The 22,825-nt window shown below is 71.7% G+C and carries 20 protein-coding genes; 11 read left to right on the top strand and 9 right to left on the bottom strand.

The genetic code is table 11. The annotated features are described in order from the left end of the window. Positions 1–34: 34 nt before the first annotated feature. From FHU30_RS24670 to FHU30_RS24635, 8 genes are all read left to right on the top strand, one after another. Positions 35–1,225, top strand: a complete 1,191-nt coding sequence (locus FHU30_RS24670) for a M50 family metallopeptidase (protein ID WP_253878973.1) — start codon at positions 35–37, stop codon at positions 1,223–1,225. A gap of 102 nt (positions 1,226–1,327) precedes the next feature. Then, the gene (gene ispG, locus FHU30_RS24665) at positions 1,328–2,557 is read left to right on the top strand and encodes a flavodoxin-dependent (E)-4-hydroxy-3-methylbut-2-enyl-diphosphate synthase (protein WP_301323619.1); all 1,230 of its coding nucleotides are present in this window, start codon (positions 1,328–1,330) and stop codon (positions 2,555–2,557) included. A gap of 256 nt (positions 2,558–2,813) precedes the next feature. Beyond that, complete coding sequence (locus FHU30_RS24660) at positions 2,814–4,430, top strand: alpha/beta hydrolase (RefSeq protein WP_253878972.1); 1,617 nt, start codon at positions 2,814–2,816, stop codon at positions 4,428–4,430. 245 nt (positions 4,431–4,675) lie between these two features. Further along, positions 4,676–6,304, top strand: a complete 1,629-nt coding sequence (locus FHU30_RS24655) for an alpha/beta hydrolase (protein WP_253878971.1) — start codon at positions 4,676–4,678, stop codon at positions 6,302–6,304. Positions 6,305–6,602: 298 nt separating this feature from the next. Then, on the top strand, positions 6,603–8,213 hold the full coding sequence (locus FHU30_RS24650; RefSeq protein WP_253878970.1) for an alpha/beta fold hydrolase: 1,611 nt from the start codon (positions 6,603–6,605) through the stop codon (positions 8,211–8,213). Between the two features lie 88 nt (positions 8,214–8,301). Further along, positions 8,302–9,870 (top strand): alpha/beta hydrolase, encoded by a 1,569-nt coding sequence (locus FHU30_RS24645; protein ID WP_253878969.1) that lies wholly within the window; start codon positions 8,302–8,304, stop codon positions 9,868–9,870. Positions 9,871–10,054: 184 nt separating this feature from the next. Beyond that, positions 10,055–11,656, top strand: coding sequence for an alpha/beta hydrolase (locus FHU30_RS24640; RefSeq protein ID WP_253878968.1), 1,602 nt, complete (start codon positions 10,055–10,057; stop codon positions 11,654–11,656). A 51-nt stretch (positions 11,657–11,707) separates the two neighbouring features. Further along, the gene (locus FHU30_RS24635) at positions 11,708–12,550 is read left to right on the top strand and encodes a GNAT family N-acetyltransferase (RefSeq protein WP_253879607.1); all 843 of its coding nucleotides are present in this window, start codon (positions 11,708–11,710) and stop codon (positions 12,548–12,550) included. 47 nt (positions 12,551–12,597) lie between these two features. Here the strand turns inward: FHU30_RS24635 and FHU30_RS24630 are convergent, their stop codons facing one another. Beyond that, complete coding sequence (locus FHU30_RS24630) at positions 12,598–12,993, bottom strand: DUF3037 domain-containing protein (protein WP_308211403.1); 396 nt, start codon at positions 12,991–12,993, stop codon at positions 12,598–12,600. A 41-nt stretch (positions 12,994–13,034) separates the two neighbouring features. After that, complete coding sequence (locus tag FHU30_RS24625; RefSeq protein WP_253878967.1) at positions 13,035–13,862, bottom strand: HipA family kinase; 828 nt, start codon at positions 13,860–13,862, stop codon at positions 13,035–13,037. A gap of 33 nt (positions 13,863–13,895) precedes the next feature. Between FHU30_RS24625 and FHU30_RS24620 the strand changes: the two genes are divergently transcribed. Further along, positions 13,896–14,546 (top strand): cyclase family protein, encoded by a 651-nt coding sequence (locus FHU30_RS24620; RefSeq protein WP_253878966.1) that lies wholly within the window; start codon positions 13,896–13,898, stop codon positions 14,544–14,546. Positions 14,547–14,573: 27 nt separating this feature from the next. On the opposite strand, the gene FHU30_RS24615 is transcribed toward FHU30_RS24620, so the two are convergent. Genes FHU30_RS24615 through FHU30_RS24605 form a run of 3 tightly spaced genes read right to left on the bottom strand, consistent with a single transcriptional unit; the run spans position 14,574 to position 17,602 of the window. Then, positions 14,574–15,452 carry a TIGR03619 family F420-dependent LLM class oxidoreductase gene (locus FHU30_RS24615; RefSeq protein WP_253878965.1) on the bottom strand — a complete coding sequence of 293 codons (879 nt, stop codon included), beginning with the start codon at positions 15,450–15,452 and terminating at the stop codon, positions 14,574–14,576. Between the two features lie 5 nt (positions 15,453–15,457). Continuing rightward, positions 15,458–16,708, bottom strand: coding sequence for an LLM class flavin-dependent oxidoreductase (locus FHU30_RS24610; protein WP_253878964.1), 1,251 nt, complete (start codon positions 16,706–16,708; stop codon positions 15,458–15,460). A 12-nt stretch (positions 16,709–16,720) separates the two neighbouring features. Further along, complete coding sequence (locus tag FHU30_RS24605) at positions 16,721–17,602, bottom strand: alpha/beta fold hydrolase (RefSeq protein WP_253878963.1); 882 nt, start codon at positions 17,600–17,602, stop codon at positions 16,721–16,723. 184 nt (positions 17,603–17,786) lie between these two features. Here FHU30_RS24605 and FHU30_RS24600 point away from each other — a divergent pair, with 184 nt between their 5' ends. After that, entirely contained in the window at positions 17,787–18,617 is an 831-nt protein-coding gene (locus tag FHU30_RS24600; protein WP_253878962.1) for a TIGR03619 family F420-dependent LLM class oxidoreductase, read from the top strand. A gap of 56 nt (positions 18,618–18,673) precedes the next feature. On the opposite strand, the gene FHU30_RS47220 is transcribed toward FHU30_RS24600, so the two are convergent. The 3 genes from FHU30_RS47220 to FHU30_RS24585 all read right to left on the bottom strand — a co-directional run bounded on the left by FHU30_RS47220 (position 18,674) and on the right by FHU30_RS24585 (position 21,184). Then, positions 18,674–19,270, bottom strand: a complete 597-nt coding sequence (locus FHU30_RS47220) for a DUF4870 domain-containing protein (protein WP_253878961.1) — start codon at positions 19,268–19,270, stop codon at positions 18,674–18,676. Positions 19,271–19,389: 119 nt separating this feature from the next. Beyond that, positions 19,390–20,487, bottom strand: coding sequence for an alcohol dehydrogenase catalytic domain-containing protein (locus tag FHU30_RS24590; protein WP_253879605.1), 1,098 nt, complete (start codon positions 20,485–20,487; stop codon positions 19,390–19,392). Between the two features lie 103 nt (positions 20,488–20,590). Continuing rightward, the gene (locus tag FHU30_RS24585) at positions 20,591–21,184 is read right to left on the bottom strand and encodes a hypothetical protein (protein ID WP_253878960.1); all 594 of its coding nucleotides are present in this window, start codon (positions 21,182–21,184) and stop codon (positions 20,591–20,593) included. A gap of 201 nt (positions 21,185–21,385) precedes the next feature. Between FHU30_RS24585 and FHU30_RS24580 the strand changes: the two genes are divergently transcribed. Next, entirely contained in the window at positions 21,386–22,018 is a 633-nt protein-coding gene (locus FHU30_RS24580) for a PaaI family thioesterase (RefSeq protein WP_253878959.1), read from the top strand. On the opposite strand, the gene FHU30_RS24575 is transcribed toward FHU30_RS24580, so the two are convergent. Next, the gene (locus tag FHU30_RS24575; protein WP_253878958.1) at positions 22,015–22,803 is read right to left on the bottom strand and encodes an SDR family oxidoreductase; all 789 of its coding nucleotides are present in this window, start codon (positions 22,801–22,803) and stop codon (positions 22,015–22,017) included. The two genes, FHU30_RS24580 and FHU30_RS24575, sit on opposite strands and share 4 nt — an antisense overlap. Between the last annotated feature and the right edge of the window lie 22 nt (positions 22,804–22,825).

The following is a 22,825-nucleotide window of genomic DNA, read 5'->3' as shown; positions in this document are numbered from 1 at the left end:
CCCGGCGGCGCGACCGCCCGAAGGGGGCTGCCGGATGGCCTTTCTCCTCGGCGCCGCGGCCTTCGTCGTGGCGCTGCTGGTGTCGGTCATGCTGCACGAGGGCGGGCACCTGCTGACGGCCAAGCGGTTCGGCATGAAGGCCACCCAGTACTTCGTCGGCTTCGGGCCGACGCTGTGGTCCCGCCGCCGCGGCGAGACCGAGTACGGCGTGAAGGCGCTGCCGCTGGGCGGGTTCGTCAAGATCGTCGGCTACACCCCGCTGGAGGAGATCGCCGAGGAGGACCGCGAGCGCGCCTTCTACCGGCAGCCCGCCGGGCGGCGCGCGGTCGTGATCGCCGCGGGGGTGGTGGCGAACTTCGCGTTCGCGTTCCTGCTGCTCGCGGTCACGGCGATGACGCTCGGCGAGCTGCACCTCGGCACGCCGAGCACGACGGTGGACAAGGTCGCCGACTGCGTCCCGGCGGGCGCCTCGACGTCCTGCTCGGGGCGCCCGCGGTCACCCGCCAAGGCGTCCGGGATCGAGCCGGGCGACCGGATCGAGGTCTTCAACGGGACGCCGGTCGCCGACTGGTCCCAGTTCCGGAAGGCCATCGACAAGACGAAACCGGGCCAGGCCGTGCCGGTGGTGATCAGGCGCGGCGGCACCGAGCAGACGCTGCGGATCACCCTCGCCGACGTGGACGGCGCTTCGTTCGTCGGCATCTCGTCCAAGGTCGTCGGGCGCCACTACGAGCGGAAGGGCCCCGTCGGCGCGGCCGCCTACGCGGGCCGGACGCTCGGCCTGATGGTCAAGGGCGTCGGCAAGGTCGCGGCGGGCCTGCCGCAGGCGATCCCCAAGCTGTTCTCGCCGGACCGGGCGAGCACCCCGGGCGGCCAGGTCGGCAGCGTCGTCGGGGCGACCGAGGTGTCCGGGCAGATCTTCTCCTCGCACAGCACGGCCCGGGACAAGACCTTCCTGTTCCTCCAGCTCGTGGTGTCGGTGAACGTCTTCCTCGGAGCGCTGAACGTACTGCCGCTGCTGCCGCTGGACGGCGGGCACCTGGCGATCGTGGTCTGGGAGCGCGTCCGGGCGTGGCTGGCGAGGCTGAGGGGACGTCCCGACCCCGGCCCGGTCGATATGACGAAACTCATGCCCGTCACCTATCTCGCGGTGCTGGTACTGGTGGGACTCGGGTTGCTGCTGATCCTCGCGGACCTGTTCAATCCACTCCAGATACCTGGGTGACACCGAATCGCTACAAAGAGTCACCGACTTCGACACCGATACGCGCCATGCCACCCACTACGTGCACTTAGGGTTGGGTGGGCGAGAGCGTGAGGGAGTGGGATGAGCGTTTCACTGGGTATTCCAACGGTCCGGGGCGGCGACCGGGAGACCGGAGCGGCGGTATGGCCGCTCGGCGAACGTCGCAAGTCCCGTCAGATCATGGTCGGCAGCGTGCCGGTGGGCGGCGACGCCCCGGTCTCGGTGCAGTCCATGACGACCACACTCACCGCCGATGTGAACAGCACGCTGCAGCAGATCGCGGAGCTGACCGCGTCGGGCTGCCAGATCGTCCGGGTGGCGGTGCCGTCGCAGGACGACGCCGAGGCGCTGCCCGCGATCGCGCGCAAGTCGCCGATCCCGGTGATCGCCGACATCCACTTCCAGCCGAAGTACGTGTTCGCGGCGATCGACGCCGGATGCGCGGCGGTGCGGGTGAACCCGGGCAACATCAAGAAGTTCGACGACAAGGTCGGCGAGATCGCGCGCGCGGCCAAGGACGCCGGCGTGCCGATCCGGATCGGCGTGAACGCCGGGTCGCTCGACAAGCGGCTGCTGGAGAAGTACGGCAAGGCCACGCCCGAGGCGCTGGTCGAGTCGGCGCTCTGGGAGTGCTCGCTGTTCGAGGAGCACGACTTCCGCGACATCAAGATCTCCGTCAAGCACAACGACCCGGTCGTCATGATCGAGGCGTACCGGCAGCTGGCCGCCGCCTGCGACTACCCGCTGCACCTCGGCGTGACCGAGGCCGGTCCGGCCTTCCAGGGCACGGTGAAGTCCTCGGTGGCCTTCGGCGCGCTGCTGGCGCAGGGCATCGGCGACACGATCCGGGTGTCGCTGTCGGCGCCGCCGGTCGAGGAGGTCAAGGTCGGCTCGCAGATCCTGGAGTCGCTCGGCCTCAAGCAGCGCGGCCTGGAGATCGTGTCCTGCCCGTCCTGCGGGCGCGCGCAGGTCGACGTCTACACCCTCGCCGAGGAGGTCACCGCCGGGCTCAAGGGCTTCCCCGTCCCGCTGCGGGTGGCCGTCATGGGCTGCGTCGTGAACGGCCCGGGCGAGGCCCGCGAGGCCGACCTCGGCGTCGCGTCCGGCAACGGCAAGGGCCAGATCTTCGTCAAGGGCAAGGTCATCAAGACCGTCCCGGAGGCGCAGATCGTGGAGACCCTGATCGAGGAGGCGATGCGGATCGCCGAGGAGATGGGGCTTGAGATCGGTGAGGACGGCACGGTGACCGCTTCGGACGGCACCGTGGTCGCGCAGGACGGCGCGTCCGGCGCCACCGTCACCGTCAGCTGACGCACCGGCTCCCCGCCACGCGGGGAGCCTCACGAACGCTCTCACGGCCCCCGGGGATGTCCCCGGGGGCCTTCTGCTGTGACCTGAGCGGCGATTTTTACCTTTCACTCATCTAAGTGGCAAGAGTCACGAAAGGGCAACTATGTAACAACGATCGACGTCAACGGACTATCTCCGTCACCTCCGGGATCGCCAATATTTCGGGCGAATCACCGTGAACCGGACCATTCGAAGGTCCGGTGTGGAGGAGTGGTCTGTGAAGAGACTCGTCATCATGGCCGCGACGGCCGGCCTGGGGGTCACCGCCCTCGGCGCCACCGCCGCTTCGGCCGCCACGGACTCCGCCGACGCCTACAAGGTGTCGGCGGTCAAGTGGCACGCCTGCCCCGCCGACTTCGTCAAGACGGTGGCGACCAACTACGACCCGATCTTCCCGGTCTCGAAGATCGTGCAGTGCGGCTACCTCCAGGTCCCGCTGGACTACGCGAAGCCGAACGGCAAGAAGATCAGCCTGTTCGTGACCCGCACGCCGCACACCGGCGCCAGCAAGGCCAAGGGCCAGATCGTCGTCAACCCGGGTGGACCGGGCGGCGCCGGCGGCATCTTCGGCCCCCGCGTGTTCGCGCAGAACTCCCCGGCGATGCGCGCCGCCTACGACGTCATCGGGTTCGACCCGCGCGGCGTCGGAGCGAGCAAGCCGGCCCTCAGCTGCGACACGGGCTACGGCCACGAGCCGCGTCCGGACTACGGCACCGGTGACGCCAGGTCGGAGAAGATCTGGCTGAAGCGCACCTACGCCTACGACGCCGCGTGCAAGAAGGCCGACAAGATCGGGCTGCTCAAGCACATCCACACCACCGACTCGGCGCGCGACCTCAACACGATCCGCCGCGCGCTGGGCAACAAGAAGCTCGACTACTACGGCGCGTCCTACGGCACCTACCTGGGCTCGGTCTACGCGACCCTGTTCCCGACCAAGGTGAACCGCATGGTCCTGGACGGCGTCGTCGGCCCGTCCGGTGTCTGGTACAAGGCCAACCTGGACCAGGACGTCGCGTTCAACAAGAACATGGAGTACTACTTCGGCTGGCTGGCCAAGTACGACTCCACCTACCACCTGGGCAAGACCCAGAAGGAGGTCCGCTCCTTCTTCTACGGTCTGCGCGCCAAGCTCGCCAAGAAGCCGGTCTACTCGGCCGACAAGAGCGCGGCCGTGTCGTCGGCGAACCTCACCGACGTCATCCAGAACGCCGGCTACCGCCGCAGCGCGGGCATGTGGAACATGATGGGCGCCGGTCTGGCCGCCTACAAGAAGGGCGACATCGCCACCTTCGTCGACACCTTCGGTGGCCCGACGAACTCGCCGGTGGACGACAACACCTTCGCGGTCTACAACGCCGTCCAGTGCACCGACACCCAGTGGCCGACCAGCTGGAAGAAGTGGCACAACGACAACGTCCGGGTCAACAAGAAGGCTCCGTTCCTGACCTGGGGCAACGTCTGGTTCAACTCGCCGTGCCTCGGCTGGCCGGCGAAGGCCGCCAAGCCGGTGAACGTCGGCGCGGTGAAGAACCTGCCGAAGAACATCCTGATGTTCCAGGCGACGGACGACGCCGCGACGCCGTACGCGGGCTCGCTGGACATGCAGCGCCGCCTCAAGTCGCACCTGGTGATCCAGGACGGCGACCGCACGCACTGCATCGTGCACCGCGGCTCGTCGGCGGTGGACGCGTACTTCGACGCGTACTTCCTCGACGGGAAGCTGCCGTCGCAGCGCACCGTGCACGTGCCGCAGCTGGGTGACCCCACCCCGCCGGCCGCCGGGCTCCGCAGCGCCGCCGTCGGCGGCCTGCTGAACGACGTCATCAAGTAAGCGACGTCCGCCCACCGGGCCCCGCCTCCTCGGAGGCGGGGCCCGGTCCCGTTTCGGACGGGTCCGAACCACTCATTCGGCGCCGATGGCCTGCGTCGCACCGGTCTCGATCGGATCACGGCGCGGCCTCGGTGTAGCTACAACACGATTTGGCGGCTGACTTCCCATATGTCGCGTTGACGAAGATCGCTCGGTACGTCCATTTCAGGATCCCCGCTCGCGGGGGTCCGAAGGAGGAGTGGTCCGTGAAACGACTCGTCACGGTCGCCGCGGTGACCGGCCTCGGGCTCGCGGGGCTCGGTTCGGCCGCAGCCTCGGCCGACCAGGGGGCGGCGAAGCCGACGGCCTCGAAGCTCGCCTGGCACGCCTGCCCGGCCGACATCGTCAAGCAGGTGTCCGCGACCGACACCCCCCAGGCGCAGGGGTCCAAGCGCATCAAGTGCGCCGAGCTCAGCGTCCCGCTGGACTACGCGCACCCCAACGGCACCAAGATCACCCTTGAGGTGACCCTGACGCCGCACACCGGCGCGGGCAAGGCCATGGGCCAGATGGTCGTCAACCCGGGCGGCCCCGGCGGCTCCGGCGCCTACTTCGGCGGCCGGGTGTTCAACCAGAGCTCCAAGGCCATGCAGGACGCCTACGACTTCGTGGGCTTCGACCCGCGCGGCATCGGGCACAGCGTCCCGGCGATCCGGTGCGACCTGAAGTACCAGCTGGAGCCGCGCCCCGACTACGGGACCGGCGACCCCAAGTCGGAGAAGACCTGGCTGGGGCTGACCAAGCGCTACGCCGAGGCCTGCGGCAAGGCCGACAAGGTCGGGCTGCTGAGCCACGACAAGACCGTGGACTCGGCGCGGGACGTGGAGTCCATCCGCAAGGCGCTGGGCAGCAGGAAGCTCGACTACCACGGCGCGTCCTACGGCACCTACCTGGGCCAGGTCTACGCCGCGCTGTTCCCGGACAAGGTCGGCCGGATGGCCCTGGACGGCAACATCGGCCCGTCCGGTGTCTGGTACGACGCGAACCTGCAGCAGGACATCTGGTTCGACCGGAACATCGACTACTTCTTCGGCTGGCTCGCCAAGTGGGACAAGGTGTACCACCTGGGCACCACGCAGAAGCAGGTGCGCGCCTGGTTCTACGACCTGCGCGCCAAGCTGGCGAAGAACCCGGTGTTCGTCAAGGACCCGCAGTCCGGTGACGTCACGGCGGTCACCTCCGACTCGCTGACCGACAACATCCAGAACGCCGGCTACCGGCGGCTGCCGAGCTACTGGTTCCCGCCGGCGAACGGCCTGGCCGCCTACAAGAAGGGCGACATGGCCGGGTTCGCGGACGCCTTCGGCGGCCCGACCACCGGCGAGTCCGACGACAACAGCTACTTCGGCTACAGCGCCGTCCAGTGCACCGACGTGCAGTGGCCGACCAACTGGGCCAAGTGGCAGCGCGACAACACCCGGATCAACAGGAAGCACCCCTTCCTGACCTGGGGCAACGCCTGGTACAACACGCCGTGCCTGTACTGGCCGGCCAAGCCGGGCACGCCGGTCGACGTGCGCCACGTCAAGAAGCTGCCGACGAACATCATGATGTTCAACGCCGCCAACGACGCCGCCACGCCGTACCCGGGCGCGCTGGAGCTGCACCGCGCGCTGAAGGGCTCGCGCATGCTCGTCGAGTCCGACGGCCGGACGCACTGCATCGTGCACCGCGGCAACCCCGCCGTGGACGCGGTCTGGGACACCTACTTCCTGACCGGGAAGCGCCCCGCCAAGGGCCTGACCTTCGTCAAGTCGACGGGTGACCCGGTGCCCCCGGCGAACGCCCTCACCGGCACGTCCGTCAAGGGCCTCGGCCTGGACATCGCCAAGTAACGACCCTCGTGACGGCACGGTCCACGCCACCGGCGCCCGCGCCGCGACCTGGGAGACCCCGGCTCCCGCCGACGTTTCGCCGGCGGGAGCCGCTGCCTGTACAGCGATTCGCGACGTTCGGACCGCGCTCGGTGTTCCCGCGCTTTGATCACAGTTTTGTATCTACTCACATCGGGCTCTCCCGTCCGAACCTGAACAAACACCACAATCTGCCTAACTGTTGACGGAGCGATGCCGGGGGCCGCCCCCAGTCACGTCCCCACCGTGGGGTGCGGTGTGCCCCGGCCTAGGGGGTTTGGTGAAGAAGCTCCTCCTGATCACGACCGCCGCCGCGGTCGGTGTCGGCGGCGCCGCCACGGCCGCGTTCGCGGACCCGGGCCCGACCGCGCCGAAGACGGCGGTCGCCGCCGCGTCCAAGGTCACCTGGGGTGCCTGCCCGACCGACGGTTACGCCGCGTACTACAAGGCGGCGGGCGCCGAGTGCGGCCAGATGGAAGTGCCGCTGGACTACGCGCGCCCGAACGGCAAGAAGATCTCGATCGCGGTGTCCCGGGTGAAGCACACCGACACCAAGGACTACCGCGGCGTGCTGACCTTCAACCCCGGCGGTCCCGGCGGGGCGGGCCTCGTCTACGGCCCCTACTTCAAGCTGCTGCTGAACAAGCGCGGCTACGCGGCCCTCGCCGCCAAGTACGACCTCGTCGGCTTCGACCCGCGCGGCGTCGAGTACAGCCAGCCCGCGCTGCGCTGCAACAGCGACTTCCAGAAGCCGGTCCGCCCGGACTACAACCCGGGTTCGCGCAAGGAGGAGGCGGCCTGGCTCGCCAAGTCCAAGCAGTACGCGCAGGACTGCACCAAGAAGTTCGGCTGGCTGCTGCCGCACATGCGGACCACCGACGCCGCCCGCGACCTGGAGCAGATCCGCCGCACGTTCGGCGCCGACCAGAAGCTCAACTACTGGGGCTTCTCCTACGGCACCTACCTCGGCGCGACCTACGAGACGCTGTTCCCGCGCCAGACCGGCAAGTTCGTCCTCGACGGCAACGTCAACCCGGACCGCATCTGGTACGACACGCAGCTCGACCAGGACCGCGCGTTCGAGCGGAACTTCAAGCTGTTCAACTCCTGGATCGCCAAGTGGGACTCCAAGTTCCACCTCGGCACCACCGAGAAGGCCGTCGAGGCCAACTACTACAAGGCGCGCGCCGCGGCCGCCAAGGCCCCCATCGGCGGGACCATCGGCCCGGACGAGCTGGACGACATCGTCCAGCAGGCGCCGTACTACACCAGCGAGTACATCCCGGTCGCCGACGCGCTGTCCGCCTGGATCGTCAACAAGGACCCCAAGGCCCTCCAGGACCGGCAGGGCGACACCTCCGACGACAACGGCTTCGCGGTGTACAACGCCGTCCAGGGCGCCGACGCGCACTGGCCGCGGAACTGGAGCAAGTGGCACAACGACGCGGTCCGGCTGGTGAAGCAGGGCAACCGCTTCAACACCTGGCCGAACGTGTGGTTCAACGCGCCGATCTTCTACTGGCCGTTCAACGGCGGGCCGAAGCTGCGCATCCACGCCCGCCACACCGCCACCCCGACGCTGCTGATCCAGGGCACCCTGGACGCCGCGACCCCGTACGACGGCGTGTTCGTCCAGCACCGCGAGCTCAACTCGCGCCTGCTCGTCGAGCTCGGCGGCAAGACGCACGCCAACAGCCTCGGTAACCAGTGCCTGTTCACCAAGGCTGTTTCCTACCTGGACACCGGCGCCCTCCCCGCGGACAAGCACGGGGTGGACGACACTTGCGACGCCAACCCGGCGACCAACGACCCGAACCCGACCACCGTGTCGGCCAAGTCGCTGACCGCCGTGCCCGGCCTGCCCGAACTGGCGCTGCCCAAGGTCCGCTGACCAGCGGATCCGTTGGCGCCGAGCATCACGTGACGGCGCGCCCCGCTTCCACCGAGGCGGGGCGCGCCCCCGTTCAGAAGGAATCCGGATGAAGAAGATCGTCATCGCCGCGTCCGCGGCGGTGGTGGCCGTGGCGGGTACCGCTTCGGCCGCCACCGCGGCTCCGGCCCCGGCGAAGCCGAAGGTCAGCTGGGTCAAGTGCACCGACCCCAAGCTGATCGCGGCCAAGGCCGACTGCGGTTTCGTGACCGTCCCGCTGGACTACGCCAAGCCCCACGGCAAGCAGATCCAGATCGCGATCTCGCGGACGCACCACACCGACACCAAGAACTACCACGGCATCATGCTCGGCAACCCGGGCGGACCGGGCGGTTCGGGCTACGCCTACTCCGAGAAGCTGCCGCGCTGGCTGAAGGGCGTGGGCCACGCGGAGGTCGCCGCCCAGTACGACTTCGTGGGCTTCGACCCGCGCGGTGTCGGGCAGAGCAAGCCCGCGCTGACCTGCGACGCGCACTACGCCAAGCCGCCGCGGCCGAACTACGTGCCGACCTCGGCGAAGATCGAGAAGTTCTGGCTGGCGAAGTCCAAGAAGTACGCGCAGGACTGCACCAGGAAGTTCGGCTGGCTGCTGCCGCACCTGCGCACCACCGACGTGGCCCGCGACATGGACAGCATCCGCGCGGCCCTGGGCGCCAAGAAGACGAACTACTACGGCTTCTCCTACGGCACCTACCTCGGCTCGACCTACGCGACGCTGTTCCCCAAGCGCGTCGGCCGCATGGTGCTGGACGGCAACGTCAACCCCAACACCGTCTGGTACGGCTCGCAGATCGAGCAGGACAAGGCGTTCGAGCGGAACATCAAGCTCTGGTTCGCGTGGCTCGCCAAGTACGACTCGGTCTACCACCTCGGCAAGACCGAGAAGGCCGTCGAGGCGCTGTACTACAAGACCCGCGCCGCCGCCCTGAAGAAGCCGATCGGCGGCGTCGTCGGCGGTGACGAGCTCGACGACATCGTGCTGAACGCCGGCTACTACACCTCGTCCTACGAGGACCCGGCCGCGGCCCTGTCGGCGTGGGTCGTCAAGAAGGACCCGAAGCCGCTGACCGACAGCGTCGACCCGGGCGACGACGACAACGGCTTCGCCGTCTACAACGCCGTCCAGGGCGCGGACGCCGCGTGGCCCCGCAGCTGGGCCAAGTGGAAGAGCGACGCGAACAAGCTCTACAAGAGCGGCTACCGCTTCAACACCTGGAGCAACGTCTGGTACAACGCCCCGGTGCTGTACTGGCCGTTCAAGGGCGGCCCGGCGCTGAACATCCACGGCAAGAAGGGCCTGGACGGCATCCTGCTCGTCCAGTCCACGCTCGACGCCGCGACCCCGGTCGCGGGCGGCTTCGCGATGCACAAGCGGTTCCCGTCGTCGCGCCTCCTGCTGGAGCTCGGCGGCAAGACCCACGCCAACACCCTCAACGGCAACAAGTGCCTGGACGACAAGGTCGCCAAGTACCTGTCCACCGGCTGGCTGCCGAAGAAGGGCGCCAAGGGCTTCGACGACACCTGCAAGGCCGACCCGGCGCTGAACGACCCGAACCCGACGCAGCTGCGCACGGCGGTCGCCAACACCGGCAAGGACCTCCCGGCCGGCCGTCTCTGACGACCCGTCCTTAGCGGGCTCTCCTGAGCTCGAACCTTGCGCAGGCGGGGCCGCTCCTCCGGGAGCGGCCCCGTTCCGCGTGGGACGGGCTTCACCCCGTACCCCGATTTTCCTGGGGCTTCGCCCGGAAACGCGGGAATCTCGGGTCGCCCGGCCGCGCGGATCCGGCCGGTAGAACTCCAGGGTGCGCAACCCCATAGCCCACCGCGCGACGGCCGGGGCCGCCGCGACGGTCGCCGCTCTCGCCGTCCTGTCCGCGCCCGCCGCCCTCGCCACCGCGTCAGCCGCCGCGCCCGGTGCGCCCAGAGCGTCCGGGACGATCGCCTGGAAACCCTGCCCCAAGAACGACCCGGTCGAGAAGAACCGCCTGCGCACCCTGCAGTGCGCCACGCTGCGGGTGCCGCTCGACCACGCCCGGCCGCGCGGCCCGCGGATCACCCTCGCGCTGACCCGGGCCCGGCACACCGCCGCACGCTCGCAGGGCATCGTCCTGCTGAACCGCGGCGGGCCGGGCGCGCACGGCCGGGACATGCCGCTGCTGCTCACCAAGGGCATGCCGCACCGCGTCGCCGCCGCCTACGACTGGATCGGCTTCGACCCGCGCGGTGTCGGCGCGAGCCGGCCCGCGATGGTCTGCGACCCGTCCTTCCAGGACCCGGGGCACCCGCGCGCCGACACCACCCCGGCGAACGCGGCGGAGGAGAGGGCCTGGCGCGCCCGCGCGGCGGCGTACGCGGCCGACTGCGCGCGCCGCTACCCGCGCCTGCTGCCGCACATGGGCACCGCGGACTGGGTCCGCGACATGGACGACATCCGCGCCGCGCTCGGCCAGCGGAAGATCAACTACCTCGGCTACTCGTACGGCTCCTACCTGGGCACCGAGTACGCCTCGCGGTACCCGGACCGGGTGCGGCGGATGGTGCTGGACAGCGTCGTCCGGCCGAGCGGCGTCTGGTACGACGCCAACATCGACCAGAACGTGGCGTTCCAGAAGCGGATCCAGACCTACTTCGCCTGGATCGCCCGCTACGACGCGGTCTACCACCTCGGGGCCACCGAGCAAGAGGTCGCCGCGTCCTACGCCCGGGCCCGCGCGCGGCTCAAGGCCGCCCCGCTGAACGGCCGGATCGGCGCGTCCGAGCTGGACGACGTCTTCCTGTCGGACGGCTACGGCGACTATGCGTGGCCGGTTCACGCCAAGATCCTCTCCGCCTACCTGAAGGGCGACCCGAAGCCGCTGGCCAAGGCGTGGAGCAGGCCGGGGTTCCTCGACCAGAACGACTACGCCGTCTACTCGGCCGTCCAGTGCCGGGACGCGGCCTGGCCGCGCGCCTGGCGGCGGTGGCACGACGACAGCGTCCGGCTCTATCGTGCGGGTTACACGTTCGAGACCTGGAGCAACACCTGGTACAACGCACCGTGCGCGAGCTGGCGGCCGCCGCAGGGCCCGGCGCCGCGGGCCGGCGCCCCCGCGCGCCTGGCCCCGGTCCTGCTGGTCCAGGGCACCGAGGACGCCGCCACCCCGTTCAACGGCGCCGTGGAGACCCACCGGCTGCTGCCGGGGTCGCGGCTGCTGGTGCAGGTGGGGGGCGGCAACCACGGTGTCACCCTGAGCGGCGACCGGTGCGTGGACGGGACGGTCGCGAACTACCTCCTGCGCGGCGCCCTGCCGAAGCCCGGCGCGACCTGCAAGGCCCCGCCGCCGCCCACGCCGGACGGCCCGGCCAAGCGGGTCCGGCCCGCGCCGCCAGGACCGGTGTCCGCACCGGTCGGGACGAGGTTCTAGTCTTGGGTACGTGGTGCTGACAACGGCGATGGCGGCCCGATAGCCATGCGGATGCTGGGGGCGTCGCCCGTGCGGGTGCTGGACGACCGGCACCGCGACGAGGCGCTGCGCATCCTGGACGCCGACCCGGTCGGGAACGTGTTCGTCGGCTCGCGCGTCCACGCCGCCGGGCTCGACCCCCGGCGGCTCGGCGCGCAGATGTGGGGCTACTCGCGGGACGGGCGGCTGCTGTCGCTCTGCTACGCCGGGGCCAACCTGATCCCGGTGAACGCGGGCCCGGAGGCCGTCCGGGCGTTCGCCGAGCGGGCCCAGGCGCAGGGGCGGCGCTGCTCGTCCATCGTGGGGCCGGTCGAGGCGGTGACCGGGCTGTGGGAGATCCTCGGCCCGTACTGGGGGCCGCCGCGCGCGGTCCGCGGGCTCCAGCCGGTCATGGCGACCTCGGGGCCGCCCGCCGTTCCGGCCGACCCGCGCGTCCGGCGGGTCGAGATGGCCGACTTCGAGCTGGTCTACCCGGCCTGCGTGGCGATGTTCACCGAGGAGGTCGGGATCTCGCCGAACACCGGCGACGGCGGCGTGCTGTACCGCGCCCGGGTCGCCGAGCTGATCCGGTCGGGCCGCGCGTTCGCCCGGATCGAGGACGGCCGGGTCATGTTCAAGGCCGAGGTCGGCGCGGTCACGCCGTACGCCTGCCAGGTGCAGGGCGTGTGGGTGCCGCCCGACCTGCGCGGCCAGGGCCTGTCGGTGTCGGGCATGTCGGCCCTGGTCACCGAGGCGCTCCGGACGATCGCGCCGGTCGTGTCGCTGTACGTCAACGACTACAACGTCCGGGCCCGCGCCGCCTACCGCCGGGTCGGCTTCGCCGAGGTCGGCGAGTTCATGTCGATCCTCTTCTAGCCGCTTCGACCGGGCCGCTTCGACCGGGCCTGGTCGAGCGGCCGGGTTCAGGCGACCAGGAGGGCGAGCAGGCGGTCCAGCTCGGCCGCCGGATCGCCCGTGAGGCCCGCGTGCACCGGGCCGGGCTGGACGATCGTGCTGCGCGGCGCGGTCAGCCAGCGGAACCGGCCGCCGGGCGGCTCGGCGGCGGCCTGGCCCGCGTCCTCGCCGCCCCGGCAGAGCCCGGTCACCGCGTCCAGCGCCCGGCGGACGCCGTCGACGTCCAGCGCCGGGTCGAGCGCCCGCAGCCGGGCCTCGTCCAGGTGTGTCGCGCAGCCCAGGTAGTCGAGCGCGCGGCAGTAGACGAGCACCCCGACGTTCATGGACTCGCCGCGCTCGATGCGCGGCACCAGGCGCAGCGTCGCGTACTCGAAGACCTGCTTCCCGGACGCCGTTGCGCCCACGTTCGCCTTGCGCGCGCCGGTCGTGCCGGTCCGGACGTCGTTCACGCCGGGCCTCCCAGCCAGCCGGGGCGCTTCTCGCCGCGCCGCTCGCCCGTGTGCGGCTTGCGGCCGGTGACGTCCAGCGACGGCAGCCAGTCGCGCGGGTTCCCGGCGCGCCGGGTCAGGATGCGGACGTAGGCGTCGCGGACGTCGTCCGGGGAGTCGAAGCCGGGCTCGCCCTCCAGCCAGGCGTCCGGGACGAGCCCGGCCAGCTCGCGCAGCACGTCCGGGGTGATCTTGGGGAGGAGCTCGGCCTCGGCCTCGTCCAGGTGCCGGGCGAACGGGGTGAGGACGTGGTCGTCCACGTCGTAGGCGCCCGCGAACAGCCGCTCGGCGTTGGCCCAGGCGTGGTGGAAGATCAGGCTCGCGCCGTGGTCGATCAGCCAGACGTCCCGGTGCCAGACGAGCATGTTCGGGTTGCGCCAGCTGCGGTCGACGTTGCCGATGAACGCGTCGAACCACAGCACGCGGGACGCGAACAGCCGGTCCGGCGTCCAGCCGATGGGGTCGAAGCCGAGCGAGCCGGGCAGGAAGTCGACCGCGAGGTTCCAGCCGGAGCTGGCCTTCAGCAGGTCCTGCACGTCGGGGTCGGGCTCGTGCCGCCCGATCGCCGGGTCCAGCTCGATCACCCGCAGCTCGGGGGTGCGCAGGCCGAGCCGGCGCGCCAGCTCCCCGGCGATCACCTCGGCGACCAGGGCCTTGCGGCCCTGCCCGGCGCCGTGGAACTTCATGACGTAGGTGCCGAGGTCGTCGGCCTCGACGACGCCCGGCAGCGACCCGCCCTCGCGGAGCGGTGTCACGTACCGGGTGGCGGTTACGAGCGGCAGCACACCGTGAACGCTATCGGACGCCATGATGTGTCCATGACCTACGTGGACCTGACGCATCCCGTGGACGGCGGCATGCCGGTGTACCCCGGAGACCCCGAGGTGCGGACCGAGCGCGCGCTGACCTTCGCGAAGGACGGCGCGAACGTGGCGGGCCTGCACCTCGGCTCGCAGACCGGCACGCACGTGGACGCGCCGTTCCACATCGACGACGGCCTGCCGCGCCTGTGCGACCTGCCGCTGGAGCGGTTCGCGGGCCCGGCCGTGGTCATGGACGCGACGGAGGCCCCGGGCGCGACGGGCGCCTCGGCCCGGGCGGTCGGGCCGGAGCTGCTGCCGGACGGGCTGCGCGCGGGCGACGTCCTGCTCGTCCGCACCGGCTGGTCGCAGCGGTGGGGGACCCCGGAGTACTGGGGCGCGCATCCCTACCTCGCCACCGAGACCGCGCTCGCGATCATCGCCGCCGGGGTCCGGACGGTCGGCGTCGACACCCCGAGCGTCGACCCGGCCGGGTTCCTGGACGTGCACCGCGTGCTGCTCGGGGCGGCGGCGGTGGTCTGCGAGAACCTGACCGGGCTGGAGAAGGTCACCGGGCCCGCCGAGGCGATGCTGTTCCCGCTGCGGCTGGCGGGCGAGGGCACGGGCGACGGCGCGCCCGTGCGCGCCGTCGCCCGCCTCGCGGACTGAGCCTCACCGGACGGCGAGGGGCCGCGGTCACATCCTGGCGATGACCTCGTCGGCGAACCGCTCCATCGTCGCGATCTTGAGGTCGGTCCCGGTGTAGCGGGCCCTCTCCTCGTCGGTCGGCATCCACCAGGGCGCGGCGAGCGTCCCGGTCACGCCGCGCTCGTGCCACTTCCGGTAGAGGCCGGCGCTCGGGCGCTTCGCGATCGGGGCCACCACCTGGAGGTCGTCCAGGGTGCGGCCGTGCTCGGCGAGGTAGCCCCTGAGCCGGTCGAGCAGGTCGGAGAGGTCGCCCTCCTTGTAGATCCGGTTGCCGATCCAGCCGTCCCCGATCCGGGCGGCGCGGCGCAGCGCGACCTCGCTGTCCCCGCCGATGAAGACCGGCACCGGTTCGGACGGCACGGGCGCGATGCTGAGCGGCCCGTGGTCGTAGAAGCGGCCGTGGTGCTCGACCGTGCCGCCCTTCCAGAGCGCGCGGAGCGCCGGGAGCATCTCGTCCAGGCGCTTGCCGCGCGTCCGGAAGTCCTGGCCGGTCTGCCGGAACTCGTCCTCGCACCAGCCGACCCCGACACCGAGGATCGCCCGGTCACCGGACAGGACGGCCGCGGTCGACACGGCCTTCGCCACGGTGAACAGGTCGCGCGCCGGGGCGATGTAGACGTTGGTGGCGAACCGCACCCGGCTCGTCGCCGCGGCCATCGCGCCGACCGTGACCCAGGCGTCCGGCCAGTGCGTGTCGGCCGTGTAGGGCGGCGCGCCGGTCTCGCTGTACGGGTAGGACGACTGGTAGTCGGTGTGGAACAGGTGGTCCGACACCGCGACCACGTCGTAGCCGAGCCGGTCGGCCGCCTTCGCGAGCGGCACGTACTCCCCGGCGTCCACGAAGGACGCGCCGAGCCAGAACTCCACGGCCGTCAGTCCTGGAACTCGGGGATGACCTTGGTGGCGAACAGCTCCAGGTTCCGCTTGACCGTGTCCAGCGGCAGCACGCCCTGCTGGCCCTGCATGAACAGTCCGAACCACTCCAGGTCCGGCATCCGGTCGAGCATCCGCTGGATGCCGCGCTTGACGTCGTCCGGGCCGCCGATGAGCGCCATCTCGACGTCGGCCATGCGCTTGAAGTCGCCCTTCTCCGGCGAGATCGGCTGGTGCCGGTCGTCCTCCTTCTTGCGCAGCACCTCCAGGTAGCCGAACGGGCCGAAGAACGACGCGAAGTCCTTCTGCATGCCCTTGCCGTAGGTGGCGATGGCCTCCTCGCGGGTGTCCGCCATCCCGACGATCTTCAGGATGCCGGTGTGCTCGCCGAGCTTGTAGGCCTTGCCGAGCTTGGCGCACTCGTCCTGGTAGAGCTTGGCCTTCTTGGCGTGCTCGTCGGGGTTCGGGGTGAACATCCAGGGCAGGATGCCCTCCTGCGCGGCGCGCACCACCGACCGGTCGGACACGGTGAACGGCTGCCACAGCTCGGGGTGCGGGTCCTGGAACGGCTTGGGGCAGACCGAGACCGAGCGGAGCACGCCCTCGTCGTCGATCTCGCCGGGGGCGCCGAACGTCCGCGTCCACTCCTGCGCGGGCCAGCCCTCGATGCCCTCGAACGGCGCGGGCACCTCGTAGTCCAGCACGTCGCTCTTGTAGCGCAGGCTGTCCTGCTCCCACGCCATCTTCATGATCTTCAGCACCTCGCCGAAGACGTCGAAGTTGCGGTTGTCCGACTTGGACCCGTCCGACCGCGCCGCCGCCGCGTGCCAGCGCTGCCCGAGGACGTTCGCCCACCGCGCCTGGTAGCCGCGCGCGACGCCGAGCCGCAGCCGCCCGCCCGAGAAGTGGTCGAGCAGCGCCACGTCCTCGGCCGCGCGGATCGGGTCCCAGGCGGGCAGGACGAGCCCGAGCGGCGCGAGCAGGATCCGCTCGGTGCGGGCGGCGAGGTCGGTCAGGAACATCAGCGGGTTGACCGAGAACTCGAACCCCTCCGAGTGGAAGTGGTGCTCGGTCATCATCAGGGCGTCGAAGCCGATCCGGTCGGCGTGCACGGCGATCTCGCGGACCTCGTGCAGCAGCTTCTGGTACGACTCGCGGTCCCGCCCGATCGGCCGCTTGGCCTTGGCGTTCTCCTCGGCGGCCCACCCGGAGCCGGGGATCTGCGGGTTCAGAAAGATCGCGAACTTCACGCGGGCGTCTCCTTAGCGAGCGGGTTCGATCGGGTCGGATGCGGCCGGGTCCGACAGGGCGGCCGGGGCGGGGTCGGGGCGGTCGAGGGCGTCCAGCCAGCGGCGGACGACCAGGGTGAACTCGGCCGGGCGCTCGGCGTGCAGGCGGTGCCCGCTGCCGGGCCACACCTCGGCGCGCGAGGCGGGGTGCCGGAACAGGCCGCGCTCCCAGTCCGCCGAGCCGGCCTGCGCGGCCGACCAGCAGGACAGCACCGGGCAGGCGCGGCGGGCCAGGTAGGCGTCGCCGTGCGGGCGGACGCCGAACGCCGCGTCCCCCTCGTACAGCGCGGGGAACGCCTCGGCGAGCGCCTGCGGCGCGGTCGCGAGGATCTTGCGGCGGTGCCAGGCGAGCAGCCAGGGCGGCGTGGCGGGGGTGTGGCACCACTCCTCGTTCGCCAGCGCGGTCGGGTAGGGGTCGCCGGAGCGCAGCCCGGCGTACATCGCGGGGAAGGCGGCGGCGATCTCCGGGGTCTGCCCGTAGGCGGGGTCGATGCAGACCAGGGCGCGGACGCGGTCCGGGTGCTCGACGGCGAGGGCGCTGACGGCCATCGTCCCGAGGGAGTGGCCGACCGCGACGACCGGGCCGGTGACGCCGAGGTGGTCGAGCAGCCGGACGAGGTCGGCGGCGAAGTCGTGCGGCGCGTAGCCGGTCTCGGGCGCGGAGGACAGGCCGTGGCCGCGCAGATCGGGCGCGATGATCCGGTACCTCTTGGCCAGCTCGGGGAAGTGGAAAACCCAGTCGTCGGAGTCGGCGCCGTAGCCGTGCACCAGCAGCAGCGTGCCGCGCGGCTCCCGGCCGGCGGGGGAGTCGTCGGTGAAGAACATCCGCACGTCGCCCAGCTCTGCGAACGGCATCGGTCTGGCCTCCTCGGATAAACCGAACAAGCGCACGCTACATCAATCGATGGAAGCCGAGCAATCGCTTGGTTGTGGATAGTGTGTGTGACGCATGTCGCGCCCGCGCGCACAGGACGCGCGCCGGACCCGGGCCGTGTCCCGGCCGGGAGCGGGCCGGGCGCGCGCAGCGGAGGGAGCCCGGATGCGCCTCGGGATCACGATGTTCGCCACCGACCGCACGATGCCACCGCACGAGCTGGCCGTCGCCGCCGAGGAGCGCGGCTTCGCCTCGCTCTACCTGCCCGAGCACACCCACATCCCGGTTGCGCGGACGACGCCGCCGCCGACCGGCGACCAGACTTTGCCCGACGAGTACGCCCGCACCCTGGACCCGCTCGTCGCGCTCGCCGCCGCGGCCGCGCTGACCAGCACGATCACGCTCGGCACGGGTGTCATGCTCGCCGCGCAGCGCGACCCGCTGGTCACCGCGAAGGCCGTGGCGACGCTCGACCGGATCTCGGGCGGACGCGTCGTCCTCGGCATCGGCTACGGCTGGAACCGCGAGGAGGCCGCCGACCACGGCGTGGACTGGACGACCCGGCGCGCGCGCGTACGCGAGACCATGCTCGCGATGCGCGAGCTGTGGACGAACGACCAGGCCGCGTTCAAGGGCGAGTACGCCTCGTTCGAGCCGAGCTGGTCATGGCCGAAGCCCGAAGGGCGGGTGCCGGTGTTGCTCGGCGGCGCGCCCGGCCCGACGCTGTTCGCGCACGTCGCGGAGTATGGCGACGGGTGGATGCCGATCGGCGGCGCGGGCGTCCGGGAGGCGCTGCCGGCGCTGCGCGCGGCCTGCGAGGCCGCCGGACGGCCGATAGCCCGGGTCGTCCCGTTCGGGACCGTGCCTACGCCCGGAAAGCTGGAGTACTACGCGGGCCTCGGGATCGAGGAGGTCGTGCTGCGCGTCCCGGGCGGCGGCCGGGACGCGGTGCTGCCCGTCCTCGACCGCTACGCCGCCGGGCACGCGGCTACCTGATCACGCCGCCGGGATCGCGGCCACCTGACCGCGCCGCCGGGCCCGGGACTACTTGATCATGCGGAAGCAGAAGAAGGTGGGGAACCGCGTCCACCTGCCCTGCCGCCGGTCACCGCGCCGTAGATCGGGAGGACCCAGCCGGTGACCAGCAGCTCCAGGTAGACCGGGACCAGCCCCACCAGGAACGCCGGGTTCCGCGTGATGATCGCCGGGACCGCGCAGACCACGCCCACGACCACCAGGTGGATCAGCATCGTGAGCTGGTAGTTCAGCGCCTGCGCCGCGTGGTGCCGGACGAACGGCGAGGTGTTCTTCTTGATGAGATAGATGACCAGCGGCGCGAGGAAGCCGACGAACAGCAGCAGCACGTAGCTGAGCACCACCATGTTCGTGTCGTCCTTGTTCACCGGCCCGCCCGGACCGGGCCCGTACGGCGGGACGCCGGGCGGTCCGTAGCCGTAGCGCGGGTCGTACCCCTGCTGCGACCCGCTGCCCTGCTGCCCGTAGCCCTGCTGGGAGCCGTAGCCCTGCGGCGCGCCGTAGGGGGACGGGTGCGGCGGAGGCTCGACCGGCGGCGCGTCCTGCGGGAACCCGTCCTGCGGCGGCTCGCCGCCGGGCGGGGGCGGCGGCGGGGGCGGCGGTTGCTCGTTCACGGCTCTCCAGGTCGACGGCGGTGCCAGAGCAGGCAATCTACCGTCGGGTAGCCGCGCGTGTCCCCGCCGCCGGTCCAGCGGACCGGACCTGGCCGCCGGACGTGCTGGGAGGGGCCTTCCTAGTCGAAGACGATGACCGAGCGGGCGACGGCACCGCCGCGGACGTGCGCGATCGCCTCGTTGATCTGGTCCAGCGGGACGCGCTCGCTGACCAGGCCGTCCAGGTCGAGGCGCCCGCGCCGGTACAGGTCGGCGAGGATCGGCAGGTCGCGTGCCGGGGTCGCGTCGCCGCCCTGGGTGCCCATCAGCCGCCGCGAGCCGAACAGCTGGCCGGGCGGGATCTGAAGGTTCTGACCGGCGGCGGGGGAGCCGACCATCACGGTCGTCCCGCCGGGCTGCGTCGCGGCGAACGCCTTGGTCAGCACCTCCGGGACGCCCGTCACGTCGAACGCGTAGTCGGTGCCGCCGCGCACGATCTCGCCGACCTGCTTCGGCAGGTCGTCGGCGATCAGCGTGTGCGTCGCGCCGAACCGCTCCGCGAGCCGCAGCTTGGACTCGACCACGTCCGCCGCGATGATCGTGGTGGCGCCCGCGAGCACCGCGCCCTGGATCACGTTGAGGCCCACGCCGCCGCAGCCGACCACCAGCACGCTCGTGCCGGGCTCGACGTTCGCGGTGTTCACGACCGCGCCGTACCCGGTGACGACGCCGCAGGCGGTGAGGGCGAGCAGGTCGAGCGGGGCGTCCTTGGCGACCTTCACGCACATCGCCTCGGCCACGACGGCGCGCTCGGCGAAAGCGCCGATGCCGATGTACGGCCGGACGGCATCGCCGCCGAGCGAGAGGCGGGTCGAGCCGTCCGGGAAGACGCCCATGATGGCCGACATCCGCGCCTTGCCCGAGCACAGGTAGGCACGGCCGCGCGCGCACGCGCGGCAGCGCCCGCACGGGCCGTTCATCGCGATCACGACGTGGTCGCCGGGCCGGACGTTCGCCACGCCCGGCCCCACCTGCTCGACCACGCCCGCGCTCTCGTGCCCGAGGACGCACGGCAGGTGCCGGACGACCGGGCTCTTGCCGTCCAGCGCCTTGATGTCGGAGCCGCACACGCCGGACGCGGCGATCCGCACGGCGACCTCGCCCGCGCCGGGCGCCGCGACCGCCACCTCGGCGATCTCCAGGGGCGCGCCGAACTCCCGCAGCACCGCCGCGCGCATCACCGTCTCTGCCCCACCCTCTGCCACGTGGTCTCCTCCTCGGCTCGGGCCCACGGTAGCACCAAGCATTTGCTTGGGAACAGGGTGTGGGTCCGCGCCCGGCTCAGCCGAACCAGACGACGAGCCGGACGGCCGCGGGGCCGTGCACGTCCGCCAGCACCTCCATGATCTTCCAGACCGGCGCCCAGGCGCCGGTGTCCACGGCGTCCCGGCGGCGCGCCCGGTCGGCCCGGTACACCGTCCGCCCGTCGGTCCACTCGCGGCGGTCGGCCCAGGCCGCGGGGCCGTCCGGGTTCGCGGCGACGTCCAGGCGCTCGGTGAACGCGGAGTCCCACAGGTAGGTCCCGACGAGTTCGAGCGTCCCGTCGTCGCGCCGCCGGTAGTGCCGCACCCGGCTGTCGGGACGCTCGGACGGCTCGTCCCAGTCGATGCCGGCCAGCTCCTGCCAGCCGATCCAGGTGTGCCCGCGCAGCCCCTCGTGCTGGGCGCCGCGGGTCTCCGGCGAGGCATCCAGCGGCAGGCCGCGGCCGCCCGCCACCGGGCGGAAGCCCAGCTTCTCGCGGACGCCGAACAGGCACCCGAACGCCGGGTCGGACCGGCCGCCGTACACGTCCCGCAGTTCCAGCACGCCGCGCCAGCGCTCCAGGGGGTCGCTGCGCATCCGGCACTCGAAGAATCCGTAGATATCCGTCGCCACGCCCTCATGGTCACCGCTGGCGGGGCGAAATGACACGATCCACTCGGCCATAGTCGAGGACTTGCGCAATGTGGCCTTCGCGCGGGGCGCGGGGGTGAGGTCGTGCGGGGTGCGGGGGTGAGGTCGCGCGGCATGCCGGGCCCGGTCGCGGCCCGGCGCGGCCCCGCATTCTAGAATCCCGTTCTGACAAGGGGAGGGTTCATGACCGGGGTGGTATCGGCCATCGAGCGGGCCCGCAGGGAACGCCGGGAACTGGACGAAGCGCACCTGACCGCGCTCGGCGCGCTGGCCGCCCGGGTCCGCGAGCTGGCCGAGGCCGTCGTGCTCACCGATGTGGAGATCGACGAGCTGGCCGAGGTCGGCGCGCAGGTCGAGGCGCTCACCGCGCGGCTCGGCGCCGTCCGCCGCGAGGCCCCGCCGGTCGCCCGCTACGGCGGCAAGGGACCGCTCCGGAACGTGACCAACCCGGTGACCGGACCCGGCAACCCGCTCGCGCCGCCGATCGAGGTCGAGTTCACCGAGGCGGGGGCGCGCGCCGAGTTCGTCCTCAACCACGTCCATGAAGGGCCGCCGAGCTTCGTGCACGGCGGTATCGCGGCGATGATCCTCGACCAGGTGCTGGGCATGGCCGCCGCGTCCAAGAGCATCCCCGGCGTGACCGCGTCGCTGGAGCTGAAGTACCGCCGGCCGACGCCGATCGGCGTGCCGCTGGTCGTCGAGGCCGAGGTCACCGGGACCTCCGGGCGCCGCTCGCACGCCGCCGGCCGCATCCTGAACCCGGCCGGCCTGCCTACCGTGGAGGCCACCGCCCTGTTCATCACGCCGCAGCGCTAGGTGAAGAGCTGGCCGCCGTTCACGTCGATGGTGGCGCCGGTCGTCGCGGCGGCCTGGTCGGACGCGAGGAAGAGGACGGCACGCGCGACGTCCTCCTCGGTGGCGATGCGGCGCAGCGCCATCGCGGCCGTGTCGCGGGCGCGGACGTCCTCGAACGTGGTGCCCTCGGCCTCGGCGCGCGTGCGCATCCAGTCGTCCAGGACGTTGGAGGCGATCCAGCCGGGCGCGACGCAGTTGACCCGGACGCCGGACGGCCCGAGCTCGTCGGCGAGGCAGTGCGACAGCAGGTGGACGGCGGCCTTCCCGGCGGCGTAGTCGCTGCGTCCGGCGTAGCCCGTGCGGGACGACATGGACGTGATGTTCACGATCGAGCCCGTCCCGGCGGCGACCATGTGCGGGGCGATGTACCGGCAGGCCAGGAGCGTCCCGAAGGCGGCGATCTCGACGGCCTTGCGCCACTGTTCGAGGTAGGCGCCGTCCATGTCCAGGACGTTGCGCCGGTGCGAGCCGGGGAAGGCGGCGTTGACCAGGACGTCCACGCGTCCGAAACGGGACATGGCGGCGTCCGCGAGCCGCTCGGCCTGGGCCGGGTCCGCGATGTCGGTGGGCACGGGCAGGGCCTCGCGGCCTTCGGCCCGCACCTCGGCGGCGATGGAGTCCAAGGTGTCCCTGCTGCGCGCCGCGACCACCACGTCCGCGCCCTCGCGCGCCATCAGCACCGCCAGCGTCCGGCCGAGGCCGGGTCCCGCGCCGGTGATCACCGCGATCTTGCCGTCCAGCATCATGCCCGTTAACGTACCAAGCGCT

The sequence above is a fragment of the Actinomadura rupiterrae genome, from assembly GCF_024172125.1.
Taxonomy (GTDB): domain Bacteria; phylum Actinomycetota; class Actinomycetes; order Streptosporangiales; family Streptosporangiaceae; genus Spirillospora; species Spirillospora rupiterrae.
This window is presented reverse-complemented; position numbering and strand designations above follow the sequence as displayed.